General features: G+C 49.4%; 13 protein-coding genes. 7 read left to right on the top strand and 6 right to left on the bottom strand.

Annotated elements, in window-relative coordinates; genetic code table 11:
- Nucleotide 1: 1 nt before the first annotated feature.
- Both NSQ73_RS03880 and NSQ73_RS03875 read right to left on the bottom strand, forming a co-directional pair.
- Nucleotides 2–1,552, bottom strand: coding sequence for a helicase DnaB (locus tag NSQ73_RS03880; protein ID WP_042139801.1), 1,551 nt, complete (start codon nucleotides 1,550–1,552; stop codon nucleotides 2–4).
- Between the two features lie 226 nt (nucleotides 1,553–1,778).
- Nucleotides 1,779–2,075 (bottom strand): YuiB family protein, encoded by a 297-nt coding sequence (locus NSQ73_RS03875; protein ID WP_039306983.1) that lies wholly within the window; start codon nucleotides 2,073–2,075, stop codon nucleotides 1,779–1,781.
- 279 nt (nucleotides 2,076–2,354) lie between these two features.
- On the opposite strand from NSQ73_RS03875, the gene hemQ reads away from it, so the two are divergent.
- Complete coding sequence (gene hemQ / locus NSQ73_RS03870; protein ID WP_171718207.1) at nucleotides 2,355–3,113, top strand: hydrogen peroxide-dependent heme synthase; 759 nt, start codon at nucleotides 2,355–2,357, stop codon at nucleotides 3,111–3,113.
- Between the two features lie 185 nt (nucleotides 3,114–3,298).
- Here the strand turns inward: hemQ and NSQ73_RS03865 are convergent, their stop codons facing one another.
- Nucleotides 3,299–3,583, bottom strand: coding sequence for a hypothetical protein (locus tag NSQ73_RS03865; RefSeq protein ID WP_340985443.1), 285 nt, complete (start codon nucleotides 3,581–3,583; stop codon nucleotides 3,299–3,301).
- Between the two features lies 1 nt (nucleotide 3,584).
- Entirely contained in the window at nucleotides 3,585–4,778 is a 1,194-nt protein-coding gene (locus tag NSQ73_RS03860) for an NAD(P)/FAD-dependent oxidoreductase (RefSeq protein WP_039306992.1), read from the bottom strand.
- Nucleotides 4,779–5,102: 324 nt separating this feature from the next.
- On the opposite strand from NSQ73_RS03860, the gene NSQ73_RS03855 reads away from it, so the two are divergent.
- A complete protein-coding gene (locus tag NSQ73_RS03855) occupies nucleotides 5,103–6,077 on the top strand; it encodes an NAD(P)/FAD-dependent oxidoreductase (protein WP_039306995.1) in 975 nt (324 codons plus the stop codon).
- A gap of 135 nt (nucleotides 6,078–6,212) precedes the next feature.
- Here NSQ73_RS03855 and NSQ73_RS03850 read toward each other — a convergent pair whose 3' ends face one another.
- Nucleotides 6,213–6,356 (bottom strand): sporulation histidine kinase inhibitor Sda, encoded by a 144-nt coding sequence (locus tag NSQ73_RS03850; protein ID WP_042217282.1) that lies wholly within the window; start codon nucleotides 6,354–6,356, stop codon nucleotides 6,213–6,215.
- A 337-nt stretch (nucleotides 6,357–6,693) separates the two neighbouring features.
- On the bottom strand, nucleotides 6,694–7,356 hold the full coding sequence (locus NSQ73_RS03845) for a YheC/YheD family protein (RefSeq protein ID WP_042139804.1): 663 nt from the start codon (nucleotides 7,354–7,356) through the stop codon (nucleotides 6,694–6,696).
- Between the two features lie 210 nt (nucleotides 7,357–7,566).
- On the opposite strand from NSQ73_RS03845, the gene NSQ73_RS03840 reads away from it, so the two are divergent.
- The 5 genes from NSQ73_RS03840 to NSQ73_RS03820 all read left to right on the top strand — a co-directional run bounded on the left by NSQ73_RS03840 (nucleotide 7,567) and on the right by NSQ73_RS03820 (nucleotide 14,637).
- Entirely contained in the window at nucleotides 7,567–7,776 is a 210-nt protein-coding gene (locus NSQ73_RS03840) for a hypothetical protein (RefSeq protein WP_042139805.1), read from the top strand.
- A 435-nt stretch (nucleotides 7,777–8,211) separates the two neighbouring features.
- Nucleotides 8,212–11,034, top strand: a complete 2,823-nt coding sequence (locus tag NSQ73_RS03835; RefSeq protein ID WP_340985442.1) for an O-antigen ligase family protein — start codon at nucleotides 8,212–8,214, stop codon at nucleotides 11,032–11,034.
- A 270-nt stretch (nucleotides 11,035–11,304) separates the two neighbouring features.
- Complete coding sequence (locus NSQ73_RS03830; RefSeq protein WP_042139808.1) at nucleotides 11,305–12,000, top strand: response regulator transcription factor; 696 nt, start codon at nucleotides 11,305–11,307, stop codon at nucleotides 11,998–12,000.
- A 1-nt stretch (nucleotide 12,001) separates the two neighbouring features.
- Nucleotides 12,002–13,057 (top strand): HAMP domain-containing sensor histidine kinase, encoded by a 1,056-nt coding sequence (locus NSQ73_RS03825; RefSeq protein ID WP_340985441.1) that lies wholly within the window; start codon nucleotides 12,002–12,004, stop codon nucleotides 13,055–13,057.
- Between the two features lie 419 nt (nucleotides 13,058–13,476).
- Nucleotides 13,477–14,637 (top strand): alpha/beta hydrolase, encoded by a 1,161-nt coding sequence (locus tag NSQ73_RS03820; RefSeq protein WP_340985440.1) that lies wholly within the window; start codon nucleotides 13,477–13,479, stop codon nucleotides 14,635–14,637.
- Nucleotides 14,638–14,655: the final 18 nt, after the last annotated feature.

Raw genomic sequence — 14,655 nt, 5'->3', positions numbered from 1 at the left:
TTTAGGGCGTTCTAAGGACGCCCTTTTTCTTACTGGCCTTAATCTCGGCCGCTTTCTTCATCATCGCCGCGAATTCCTCATCCGATACGGTCCCGGCACTGCCGTCATCCAGCACAATCGGGATCTCCGGCTTGCCGGAACGTCCGGTGTTCTTCGTATATGAACGCTGACGCGTCCCCGCCGCAGCCGTGCCGGCAGAGCCGGAAGCCGCTCCTTTACCCTTCACCTTGGACTGGTCGCGGATATACCGCACAGCCTTCTCGTAAGTATTCACCTGCTTGACCAGCATGTTGGAGGCAATGGCCTCCACGAAATTGCGGTTCATCCGCTGGTCGCCGCCGGAGGCCACCATTGTCATCAAATAGTGAATCAGTACATTGATGACTTCACCGTTCAGCTTGTAGTTCAAATCGATCTTCTCGAAGATATCCATCAGCTGGCCAGGAACAGCCCCGGGGAAAAACGTCTGCAGCAGACGTGTATAAGGTTCGTTGCGCAGCATCATATTATATTGGTGAATGTCGCATTTGGACATAAATTGCGGAGGCACTTCTACATAGAACTCCATTTCGACAGACTGCTCCACCGGCGCACCGGAAGGATCACTCTCATCAGCGGCAGCAGAGCGCAGCGATACCACCTTGGCAGCGGCGATCTCACGTTTCTCCTGGCGCTTCATATCCTGGCGGAAATGCTGGCTGGCCTTGTACTGCAGTGTATCCAGAATCACCTCGCCATCCGGCGTGAAGACATCATCCTCGTCGAGCAGGCGGCATAGATCCTGCGGGCCAAGCTCGTACTTGCGGGCCACATAATTAATAACGCCCATCTGGTTATGATCGAAACGCAGCTTCTCCACATGCGCACGGTTGACCGACTCACGCGGGAACCGCAGAATGATGTCGCTGTAGCCGATATTCGGCTCTCCGCCGTCAACTGTTCCCGGCTGACGCACGGTAGCCACCTCGGCCAGCGCCTGCTCCAGTTCGTAATCAATGACATGTGTATTGAGCTCAAAAATATCATAAAAGGGCAGCGAAATATTCTCTTTACCGACCGACCGCCGGCTCCATTCTTCCGGTTCCCGGTTCCAGAACTGCTCACGCAGCGACAATACGGCGAATTTGCCGATCTTATCCCTGAGCAGCAGCGTTAAATGCTGGGTCGCAAAAAATTCCGACGGCGACAACGGCGGCATTAATTCGTACTCGTACATATAATCATCGTTCTCCGCGGCATAAATCCGGCAGGTCTGCAGCAGCCCCACCGCTTCCAGCCGTGAAGCCTGGTCAACTAAATATTTGCGGCCCTTCTCATTGGGCTCCACGCCCAGGGTCATAAAGAGCCTGCGCTGCTGCTCCACACCGGAATACCCGATGGATTCAGCAGGAATATGCTCGAACAGCAGTCTGTACAGGCTGATGGCAAAAGCGCCGACCATCGGCTGATAGACCGAACCGAGCATTCGTCCATCCACATGGCTTAGACCGAATTCGCGGGAAACGCAGTACCGATGATGTTCGGTGAAATGATGCAGGTTGCTCATACGCATCTGCGGAAAACCTCCCCCTCTTCTATACGAATTCATATAGATTTCTATTCTATCACAAAACACCCGGCCGGAAATGTAAAAAAAGGCCCAAAAAAGCTGCTTTTCCCCCTATTATCGACAGCTTTGTAACACTTGCTGATTCTAGCGGAAAAGATAAGAAAAAACGGCTTCCCCTTAGTTTTGAAGGAGATCAGCCGTTTGTTGTCTTGCCTGCTCTGCACATTCCTCAGAACATTTTGTATCCGCCCAGCCGCAGCTTCTGAATGGTCCAGCCGCTCAGTACAGCACCGGCAAGGCCGGCTATACCGGTCAGATAGTCGACTACATGAAAGGTAGAGAGATGCTCCCATAACGACATGGAGCTCCGGTCCCAGATGGAGTAGACCACTACGGGAAGAATAACGATTACGAACAGGTATGCGGGAAACCATGTAGTCTTCATTAACATGTTAAGGATAAAGCCAATGCCAAACATCATAACAAAGAACAAAACGGCCAGAACAAACACTGGAATAAATCCCATCGTACCGCCATCCCCTCTCTCTATAAAGAACCGCACACCAAACCTTATTTAATAGTAAGTTTACTAGAAAAAATGTAGCGAAGCAATGAACATTATCGTCCAGTGGTTTGCAATCAGCGCAAATGGCGGCTGCAGAGTTTGCTCTTGGCCGTTCGCATGCGATACAATGCAAATAGCAAATGGAAACGGCTGCAGCGTCTTCATAAGAACGGTGCACGTTTCTTTTCGGAAATATGTTTATACATATTAAACGTATGCAAATTTAAAAGGAGTGAGAACATGAACGAAGCCGCTTTGACACTGGAAGGCTGGTATGCCCTGCATGACTTCCGCTCTCTCAATTGGACTGCCTGGACGGCAGCCGATGATGAAGAACGCGCCGTTGCCCTGGAGGAGCTGCATGCTTTCATGCAGGAGTGGGGGCCTGTGGAAGAAGCCAAGGAAGGCAGCTCCACCGTGTATTCCATCGTTGGCCAGAAAGCTGATTTCGTGATGATGTTTCTGCGGGAAAGCCTGGAAGCATTGAATGCGCTTGAGACTGCTTTTAACAAAATTGCCTTTGCCCAATATACTACCAAAGCCTATTCATATGTAAGTATTGTTGAACTCAGCAACTATGCCGCAGGAGGAACTGCGGGAGACGGCAGCGATCCGATGCTGAATCCGCATGTTGCCGCCCGGCTGAAGCCTATTCTGCCGCAAGCGAAGCATATCTGCTTCTATCCGATGAACAAGAAACGCGAGCTTGCGGACAACTGGTACATGCTCGACATGGACAAACGCCGTGAGCTGATGCATTCCCATGGCCTGATCGGCCGCGGATATGCCGGTAAGGTGAAGCAGATCATCTCCGGCTCCGTCGGATTCGATGACTGGGAATGGGGCGTGACCCTGTTCGCTGAAGATGCCCTGCAGTTCAAGAAGCTGGTCTATGAGATGCGCTTTGATGAAGTGAGTGCCCGCTACGGCGAGTTCGGTCCCTTCTATGTCGGCAATCTGCTGACTGAGGAATCGTTCGAAGAGATGCTGAAGCTCTAAAACAGAGAATAACCAACAGTATTTAAAGGGAAGTCTTCCTTACAGGAAAGCTTCCCTTTATTGGACTTTTGCTATAGTAACAAGAAACTTGCTTATGACGCTGCTGTCCAATATACGCAAATAGACCGCCCCCTCGCGAAGGTATGCGGTCTATTTGTCGTGTCATATTCACAAATTCTATATCCTCAATCAGACGGATTCTTACCATCAGCCTCTTCGTCCTCATCATCCTCGTCCCCATCCCGCAGACTCTCCAGATATTCAGCCGTCGCCCGGTCACGGGCGCGGCCCTTATCCTTCAGGCGCTCTATGGCCGGGAGAATGAGAATATCGATTTCCTTCTGGATATTGTAAGCCAGATCATATCGTGTCTGATCCTCAAGATAAGAACCCACCTCAATTAGAGCATTGTAGCGGTCCAGCTCCTCACGCGTGAGCAGTCCGCGAACTTGTACGCTGCAATGGCGCATCTTAGAGGAATCTTCCCTTCTTGAGTACCAGCGGAATGCCGCCGATAATGAGCAGGTAGCGCATGTCTACAACCTTCTTCAGCTGCGCCGCTGTCCAGCCCTTATAGGTCTTGTCGCCCACTACTGCAATCCCCTGGCCTTTGCCCAGCGAGGCTACGGTGCCCTTGTTGCTGAACGCAAACTTCTTCGGCTGCTGGCTGCGGATGGCCGCTACAAGATTATGCGCACAGCATTCTCCCTGCTGCATAGCAATCTGTGCCGTTGGAGGGTAAGGACGCCCTTCCGGATTAATCATAAGGGAACCGTCACCAATGATGAAGATATTCTCATGTCCCGGAGCACGCAGGTATTCGTCTACCTTCACACGTCCGCGCATAGCTTCGAAGCCGGCAGCTTCAATCAGACGGTTGCCGCGGATACCGCCGGTCCATACGATCGTGGAAGCTTTGATTTCTTCACCGGTTGCAAGGATGACACCGCCAGGCAGGCATTCCTTGATCGCCACGCCGAACTTGAAGGTTACCCCCTTCTTCGTAAGCACTGTCATGGCATGCTCGACAAGCTCCGGAGCAAAGCCAGGCAGCGCTGTAGGAGCAGCTTCTACATTATAGATGTTGACCATACTTGGATCGACATCATATTCTTTGCAGAGCGCCGGAATCCGGTCTGCCAGTTCAGCCACAAACTCAATGCCGCTGAAGCCCGCGCCGCCGACAACAAAGTTGATATGCTCTTGTGCATTATTCTCATTCTTGTATTTGGCAAATTGATACTCAATATGTTCACGGATCAGCCGCACGGAGTTAATGCTGCGGATGGTCAGCGCATATTTGTCGAGTCCCGGGATTCCGAAGGTCTCAGGCTCGCCGCCAAGTGCGATTACGAGATAATCATACGAGAGGGTTCCGTCTTCCAGAATAACCTTCTTCTGCTGGGTACGGATCTCCTGTACGGAAGATTTAACAAGATCGATTTTGAATTCATCGATAAGCTTGGAGATGGATACGCGGGTATGCTCGATGCTGTCCGTTCCTGCTGCTGGCATATGCAGATGGGTCGTGAAATAATGATACTCATGGCGGTTCACCAGGGTTACATCCGCTTCATTATAATTCAAAGCTTTCTGCAGCCGCTGGGCGGTCAAGATACCTCCATATCCCGCGCCTAGGATAACAATTTTGGGAATACTGCTCATGTTCCGGCTCCTTCCAACAGGTGAATCTGTCTATGTGTTATTTTTTGTAAAAAAATTAGGTTTCTTTTGTGAATTTATACACTTAAATTCAGAAGAATTTCCAATAAAACTTAAAGGATTTCTAAAATAACCATATCCATTGTAAACCTTAGTATCGTTTTAATCAAATACAATCATACAACAAAATGTCACATTTTTCAGTGAAATCAAAGGCTTTGCAGCGGGGTGCCACAATGTTTATAATGAGTAGGTAAGCAAGTATGGCAATTTGAAACTATCAACTCGGAGGTGTAATATTACGTGACACTAGAGCAATCCGTTCCTATGAGCGATCTCATCATCATAGGCGGGGGACCAGCCGGTATGTTTGCCGCTTTTTACGGCGGTATGCGCCAGGCTTCGGTAACACTTATTGAAAGTATGCCCCAATTGGGGGGGCAGCTTGCTGCTCTTTATCCCGAAAAATATATTTACGACGTGGCCGGTTTTCCCAAGATCACCGGACAGGAGCTGGTGGATAACCTTTCACGGCAGATGGAGCTCTTCCAGTCTGATATCCGTCTGGAGGAGAAGGTTGTATCTGTTGTGAAGCAGGACGAGCGCCACTTCATCGTCACCACCGATAAAGCTGAATATCACAGCAAAGCTATTATTGTCACAGCAGGTGTTGGCGCATTCGAGCCGCGGCGCCTGGAAGTGCCTGATGCGCAGCGTTTCGAGAAAGCCAATCTGCATTATTTTGTAAGTGATCTGAATGCATATAAAGGCAAGAAAGTGCTGATCAGCGGCGGCGGCGATTCTGCTGTAGACTGGGCGCTTATGCTTGAGCCTATCGCAGAGCAGGTAACCCTGATTCACCGCCGGGATAAATTCCGCGCGCATGAGCACAGTGTCGAGAATCTGATGGCCTCCAAGGTCAATGTTATTACGCCATCCGAGATCACTGAGCTGCATGGTGAAGAGTTCATCACCAAGGTAACCCTGTCTCATATCAAGACCAAAGAAACGCAGGAAATCGAAGTAGACAGTGTCATTGTCAATTTCGGCTTCGTTTCCTCACTGGGACCGATTGCGGAATGGGGAATTGAGATCGACGGCAACTCTATTGTGGTTGACTCCCGCATGGAGACCAGCATTCCGGGTATCTTCGCCGCAGGCGATATCACCACGTATCCGGGCAAGCTGAAGCTGATTGCTGTAGGCTTCGGAGAAGCGCCGACTGCTGTGAATAACGCCAAGGTGTATATTGATCCGGAAGCGAAGCTGTCCCCGGGACACAGCAGTAATCTCAAACTCTAGGATTGCGTATAACCTAAAACTTACAATAAAAGGGTATCCTTTCAGGTTGATTCCACCTCAACTTGAAAAGATACCCTATTCTGTGTTACTTGCGGTTTGATTAATTCTGGGTGCTGTAAAGGTATGCTCTGATCTTTAGTGAAGAACCGCATGAACTGGAGAGTGTAAGTTCCGTTTGCGAATTTCAGCGAGTAGCAGAGCGATGAAATCATGCTCCAATTGCAGCTCTATCGCTCTATGATAAGAGTCCAGCAGCATCTCATCCGACAATTCAACCATAACGTTCACCTACCTTTCCTTTATTTGGATCTGAATCTATCATAGCAAACTATCATTATTCGAACAAGCGTTCTCATTATCCACAAGCTACTGTGGAGATCCTGTGCATAATATGTTAGTAAGGGTTGTAATGTCAGGTACTGCACGGTGGACTATGGGGATAATAGTTATGCACAGGGCAGATATCCCGCTAATCCTTAAAAATAATTTTTAGAATGTTCATAATTGGCTGGGATATTTATGTTCATATTACCTCGGAATTGACACGACTAAACGCAATATTAGCTTATTAATGTATTTATCGTCAATTATTAAAATTTTCTTAATCAATTTTCGGTTATTTTGGTCTTGTATTTACTTCCAGAATCCATATTTTCCCCCGCTGATCCACAGCATAATCGAAGCCCAGCTCACCGATGCCGGGGAAATGCCGCTCCAGCAGCTCAATGCAGACTAAAGTCAGCCGGCGCATCTCCGCTTTCTTGGCGGAGGTCCGGATTCTCGGCAGCGATCTGTTCAGTCCCTGACGGCAGCTGAGCATCGTTCCCCCTTTACAGAGATTAGTAACGAACAATCCCGGCCGGGCTACTCTGCCTACCATGGAGCGGAATTCCCAGTGATCGCCGTTTTTCACCACTTTGACCCGGTAATCAATCGGACGCCCGGAAATCCGGGCAAGGGAAATGCCTTGCTGGATCAAATATCTCCGCTTTACCTTGAAGCGGTCCAGCGCGTACCTCATCGAAGCAAAATCACGGTATATACGTGTATTATGCATATACGTGAAGCCGTAACCCCGGTGATCCCGGAACACCTTGATCACCCCGTAGCCTCCGCCGCCGACAACCGGCTTAATCACAACATTCCCGTATCTTCCCAGCATCGCCAACAATCCGGCAGCACTATATTCCCGTGTTCTCGGAATGTAACCGGCAACCCGTGAATCGCTAAGCAACGCCGCGGTCTTCAGCAACTTGCTTGCCAGTTCTCTCCCCGCCATTTTTTCGCCCTCTCCTTTCGAATTCCCAGCCTACCCTATAGATTACTCACGAAAGACCGCACCCTCCTGTATGATTGTCCGTGGTAAGGGAGTCCGCAGCAAAAAAGGGCATATAGCCGCAAGGGCCGTATGTCCCGGTGTTCCGTTTATTCCAGAGCTGGAATATTCTTAAAATTCGTTGTATTATAGCCTGGAGGGGAGGGTTTCCTAATGGCACAGTTTTTTGAAATCCTGTATTGGTTTGCGATGGTCGGCATGTCTGTTGTACTGGCAGGAACCACGATACTCGTCTGCGCGCTGGGCTTCAAATTCATCAAAGACCGCCGCAGGGTTCTAGGCGCCGGCTGTATCGCCTTTTCCCTGGGGGCCGCTGCCCTGATCGTGTTCATGATTAATTTCAAATTCATCCTACCGGCCTGAAGCAAAGCTCCCGGCAGCTATGGCAAAAGACATCGGTAGAGCAGACTGCCTTTTATCATCGCTGCCTTTGAGCGGAATCTAACGTATACATGCCTCATAGATTTGCCTGAGATACTATATTCTATGACACCGTGAAGGGTTGGCCTGTGCCGATGGACAGCTTCATTAGCTGAATCTCTCAAGCCTTGCAGCACCTCCGGTAACGCGCCACACCTGAATTCAATTCTTGCCGTCAAAATACACCGCCAACTGCCTCGTTACCGATTCTCTCACCTCTTCGCCGGACCGTTAGCTCCTCTTCCTCCACATTTCCAAAGTACTCGAACACTCATATCCCATCCATAATTTCACATTTTCATCATTTTACACAATATACCTTAAATGGTTCTATGTTAGAATTAGTAGCGTGAATACTCGAAAAAAGGAGAATATAACGTGTCGAAACCTGTATACGGCAAACAAGCGGCTCCGTCCAAGACGATCGAAAAGAACTCCGGACCCGCATGGGCGCTCTGCATTGCCTTCATCCTGTTCCTGGGGTGGACCCCCTTCCAGGTTGGATTGTTCAACGGAATGAGAGTGGAATTTGAGAAGCCTATTTATATGGCTGCCTTGCTGAGCGGTCTGCTCCTGCTGGTCTGCGCTGTCCTGTACTTCAAGACCTTCAGGCTCGACGGGCAGCGAGATCTGCTTACCTTAGCCGCAATTCTGCTCCCGTTAACTTACGCCTTGTCCCTGTGGGGTGCCGCTTCGCATTATATGGCCATGAACATGCTGTTCACCCAATTCACTTATGTGGCGGTCTTCATTACCAGCGTGTATCTGCTCCGCCAGAGGCAGCTTAATAATGTTATTCAGCTGGGTATCCTCGCAATCGCATATCTGATCGTCGGTTTCGGTCTATTGAACTGGCTCGGAAGCTGGAAGCTTGCCGGCAGTCTTGTAGGCTGGTTCTCGGATACTGTGGTCAACGGCAAGTACACTGAAGCGGTGATGACCGATTCGAACGGGCTTCGCCTGACTTCCATTTTCCAGTATGCCAATACATATGCAGCGTTCCTGATGGCTTTTCTGTTCGTCGCCTTATTCGCGCTGATCCGCTCCCGGAAATGGTACGGACAGCTGATGCACGGATTTATGCTGGTTCCCTTCATTGTCTCGCTGCTGCTTACCTTGTCCCGCGGCGGTCTGGTCCTGCTGCCTGTGGTATTCATTATTCTGCTGCTCTTCCTGAAGCCTGTGCAGCAGATACTCTGGATTATTAATCTCGCCATTGCCGGCGTATTGTCTCTGCTGATTACGAATCCGGTAACCAGACTGGGACTCGAGCTGAATACGGCCTTCACTTCCTCTGCAGCCTTTGAGGGCTGGGGATACCTGCTTGGTGCATCATTCTGCGCCGCCGCTCTCTGCTGGGTTGTCCAGCATTACTTTGCCCCTTGGCTGAGCCGCAAGCTCGGCAGCACAGAATCACGCCGCTGGAGCGGAGTATGGATTCCTGTGGTGTCCGTTGCCGGTGTGTTGATTATCGCCTTCCTGTTTATCGGAACCCGTGCGCGTAATATTCTGCCGGAGAATATCGGAACACGGCTGGAGAATATCAACTTCAAGCAGCACAGTGTACTTGAACGCTTCACCTTTTACAAAGATGCCATGAAGGTGGTCAAAGATTATCCGGTACTGGGGACCGGAGGCGGGGGCTGGGCGTCACTCTATGAGCACTACCAGAACAACCCTTACCTGAGCCGCCAGGTCCACAACTTTTTCCTGCAGTACCTGATTGAAGTGGGTATTCTCGGCTTTATCGTGTTCATGGGCTTCATCCTGTTCATTTTCTGCAAGTATGTAAGAGGGTACCTGAAACGCGACAAAGACGATTACGATAACGGGTTCTTCTATCTCATTATCGCGTTGTCGATTCTTGTTCACAGCCTGCTTGATTTCAATATGAGCTATGCGTTCATGGGGATTCTGGTCTTCCTCGCTCTGGGAGGGATGACCGTTGTCATGGAGAGCAGACCGCTCCGTCTCAAGTGGAACAAGCTTTGGATCAGAGCCGGGTATTTCGGGCTGCTGGGAATCGGCACCGGGTATCTGCTGTTCCTGTCTCTGGGGTATATCAGTTCCAGCTCTGAAGCCTATACCGCCAAGAAGCTGGTCAAAGTCAGCCAATCCTATGAAGAGATCAAGGCCCCTCTGGTAAAAGCACTCAAAACCCGCCCGAATCATCCCGAATCGGCGGCTTATCTATCCATGCTGGATCAGCAGGTATTCACCCAAACACAGAATAAACAGTTTCTGGAGGAATCCTATACGGTGTTGACCCGCGCACTTGAAGGTGAGCCCTATAACAAAGATCTGATATCCCAGCTGGCGAAATATTATGATCTGAAGGGCCAGAGTGAAGAGTCTTACCGGGTGTATCTCGATAATGCGGACAAGTTCATGTGGGATATTAACTGGTATGATCATCTGATCAGCCGGGCCTCGCTCCTTGGGCTGCAGGCCTATGCGAAGCGAGATGAAGCCGGGGAACAGAAATATTTCAACAGTGCACTGGCTTCCTACAAGCATGTAACGGACGGCATTGAGCATTTGAAGACTCTTCCACCCGAGCAGCTTCAGGGCCGTGAATTCTTCGTCACCTCAACGATTGCTCTGAACGCAGGCCGGATACAGGTCCTGTCCGGTGACGAGGAAGCCGCCCGAACAACAGTACAGCAAGGCTTCACCAACGGTTACGAAGACTTGACGGAGACCGCAACCCTCTGGGATACAGATTGGTACAGCGCGGTGATCGGCCGTTCCCAGGAGCTGGGAGCCGCAGCCTTGAAGCGGGCACTGGAGGCTTATGCACTGGGCCAGACGGATCTGGGGGATCAGGAGACGGTTAATAAGGAACGGTATTTCAAAACCGGTCTGGATGCTTATGCCCATGCGGCTGCGGATGAAGAATGGTTCAGTACCCTTCCGGCTGAAGATCAGCAGGGACGGGGATCGATGATTACTTCAGTTATGCTGCTGAACGCCGGTAAGATCCAATATTTATCGGAACAATGGCAAGCCGCCGCAGCCACACTGCAGCAAGGGCTGACTGAGGATTATAACGATGCCGTCAACCGGGAAACGGCCCGCTGGTATCTCGCTGTACAGCAGAGAACCCAGAGTGCCCAGGATCAAGCAGTGTATGACAAGCTGATTACGGCTGATCCGGAAGAAGCAGTCAAGATTAACGAAGTTGCCGTTATGCCGCTCTAACTGTACTATTTCAAATTAGAGAACAGTAAAAACAGGCTGTCCCAAAAGCTGTAAAATGGCTTCTGGGACGCCTTCTTTTTTTGAGTAAGATCAACCACACCGGGAATCGTCACGTTAACCGTGCATTCGGCATTCTCCGTTTAACCGCTTCAATGGTCCAGGGACTGATGATGCTGCGGCCGGCAGGAAGGAGAGCTGTGGAAGATTGCATCAACCGGATTAACGAATTATTATTTATATCAGGTCTGTTGGTGTCTGGGAGGTAGTCAAATGTCAAAAACGATATTAGTTGTAGACGATGATGAAGAAATCGTAAAACTCATCACCAAAAGTTTAAGGTACGAGCAATTTGAAGTCATCACAGCCAGGTCCGGGGAAGAAGCCTTATCTGCAGTGGATGATAACCACATTGATTTCATTGTACTGGACATAGTGATGCCTGATATGAATGGACTTGATGTCTGCAGAAATATCCGGACATCCTATAATGTTCCCATCCTTTTTTTAAGTGCGCGTGATCAGGACATTGATAAAATCGTCGGTCTCGAAATAGGAGCAGACGATTACATGACCAAACCTTTCAGTATTCAGGAGCTGGCCTCCAGGATAAAAGCCCATTTCCGAAAAGTGGACAGGCTGCATAAAGAGTGGGATGAGCTTAGTCCCGGTAGAGAAAAGGCGGATGCTCCGCTTATTTTGAACGATAAAACGTTTGAAGCCTTCCTGCATACCCGGAAGCTCGACTTATCCGCGAAAGAATTTCAAATTCTGTCTATCCTTATGCGTCATCCCAATCAGGTACTCAGCCGTGAGCAGATCTATGAGAAGGTCTGGGGAGACGAGTACGGAGAAATCAATACCGTAACGGTCCATATCAAGAATATCCGTAAGAAGCTGGGTCCTGAACATAACTTCATTAAAACCATTTGGGGTATAGGCTATAAATATACGGAAAGAGAGCAATAGGATGAAACTGAAAATAAAACTTCCCCTCTTATTCCTGCTGATGCTTCTCATTCTTATGTTTTCCATTGGACTGTACTTGAAGTTTGTCTTCGCAGTATATTCCCCTATACGCACTACATTGCTGGACTCACGATATATAGCATTGCTGCTGCCCATCTTTGCCATCGCCTGTTGTATATTTATTATTCTGATCATCTATATTTATAGAAGCATTGAGAAGCCCATTCGGCTCCTGAATACCAGGCTGGGGGAAGTAAATGTTGTTCATCCCCTGCCTCCGCTGGCTTCGAGGAGTAATGACGAGATCGGAGAACTTTATAAGCACTTCAATAAGATGGAGCATAAGCTGCAACTCGCCCACAGAGAACAAACCGATATGATTGCAGCCATCGCCCACGATTTGAAGACACCCCTGACCTCTATTAACGGTTTCACCGAACTGCTGGCTACACACAAGGACTTACCCGACACTGAAAAGCAGGAATATTATGAACTGATTCAAAAGAAGTCAGCATATATGGTTGAGCTCATCAATGATCTCTCCAGCTTCACCAAACAAAAACTGGAGCTTGAATCCATGGTAGCCGGGCCTGTAAGGGCAACAGAGTTATTTGAAGACATTGCTTTTGAATATGAGTACGAGCTGGCTGGACTTGACAACGAACTGACTTGCCGCCATTCATTCACGGACAGTATATGGCTAATGGTCAATGAACCGATGATCCGCCGGGTGTTCGGCAACCTCTTCAGCAATGCTGTAAGATATGGGGGGAAGAATAAGCTGAACGTGTATATGACCGGATACCTGAGGGAGCATCATGCCTATTTCCAAATCGAGGATAACGGAATTGGCGTGCCGGATAAGGATCTCTCTTCTCTGTTCCTTAAATTCTTCACGGTGGATAAATCGCGGCAAATCCAAAAAGGCGGACTTGGGCTGGGCCTGGCAAGCTGTAAATCTATTATTGAGCATCACGGAGGAGAGATAATGGCCTTCCCTTCCGAATATGGCGGTTTGGGGATACGATTCAGCCTTCCCCTGGCTTCACTTCACTGATTGTATTTACGCACTTCTGCTTCAACAACCAAAGATTACAGGCTGCTGCCGGGTGTGACACCCAGGCAACAGCCTTTTTGTGTTTTAGCAGTTTATAGTTTTTTATATTCTCTTTATAAACATTTATTTTTCTTTTACCGAAGCTTCATCTTTGGATGTAAAAATAATTTCTATATTAGAAGCACTAAAGAAATAAACAAAAAGCAAAAGAAGCGGAGGGGAAATTTGGAACTGTAGGAGCGGTAGCGACCGCCCGAAAGCTTTCCGAAGGAAAGCTACCTCGTAAGCATAAGCTGTCACCGGATTTCACCCGCGAACAGCGGTTCAAAATCAAGAAATCTGGGGACAACAGCGGCTGGAAGTCCAAATGTTCACCGCAGTGACGATGAAGCTTCAAGTTCAAAAAGGAGGATATTAAAATGTCAATTGAGTTCAGCCGCTGGCCCAACAATTACATGATGTCATACCAGGTTACCAAAGCTTTGGGTATGGCAAGCCTCGGTGCTACGGATGTCACCGAAATCTACGAGGCCTGCAAAAGAATTGACCCCGATGACAAAGCTACGTGGCACAGGGAGTGGCTCATCACCGCTCAGGCATTGGAAAAACACGGCAAGGAGGCTGAAGCGGCCGGAAACTGGTATACCGCACGGAACTGCTATATTCGTGCCTGCAATTACTATAGAATCGCAGAGTATTCGGTGATGGATGATGATACCCGGAAAATCCGTATCTTTAAAAAGGTTAATGAACTCTTCGAAGCTGCCGGAAAGTACTTCGATGTCCCGCCGGAGAAGATTGAGGTTGATTACGAGGATGTTAAGCTGGATGGTTACTTCTTCTCCCCTTCCTGGATAGAAGGCCCCAAGCCGACTGTATTTGCGCTTAACGGTGGTGACGAGTGGTCCATTGAGAATTATTTCTGGTTGGGTCCTGCCTTCATTGCATGCGGATATAACTTTTTGGTCTATGATCAGCCCGGCACCGGTCTCTCGATGTATGAAAAGGGAAAGGGCAGACGGGCGGACAGCGAGGCGTTTCATTCCCGGGCCATCGACTTCCTTCTGACACGGCCGGAAGTCGATCCGGATAAGATTATCGTGCACGGGGAGAGTTTTGCGGCTTACGACTCCTTGCGCTTCGCTTCGTTCGATCACAGAATTGCTGCCGTCATCTCCGACGGAGGTACGCATGCCTTCGACTGGAAAGCCATGCTGTCCTGGATGCCGCCAAGTCTGGCCGCACACGGCATGCGAATTCTGGGGGCAGACAGCCTGGAGGATTTTGCGGGGAATCCGCGTTTTGCCTATGATCTTGAGGGCGTACTCCACCAGATCGAATGTCCGCTGCTTGTCATGCATGGAGCGGAAGAGATATTGGTTCAGCCCAATCCGCTGACACAGGCTATGAAGAATTACGAGCAGGCAGGTTCGACTAACAAGACATTCTTCCCGATAGAGGATAGACGGCTTGGCGGATTAGAGCACTGTCAGGTAGATAACATCAACGTGCTGCATGAGGTAGCGCTGAATTGGCTCTGTTCCATTGGGCTTGGGCCAGCCGCACCCCGCCAATCTTAGGGATTGTCATAGGAGGAG

This window comes from Paenibacillus sp. FSL R10-2736 (genome assembly GCF_038000245.1).
In the GTDB taxonomy this organism is placed as follows: Bacteria; Bacillota; Bacilli; order Paenibacillales; family Paenibacillaceae; genus Paenibacillus_AQ; species Paenibacillus_AQ phytohabitans.
The sequence above is the reverse complement of the archived record's forward strand: the minus strand, read 5'-3'. Positions and strand labels throughout refer to the sequence as shown.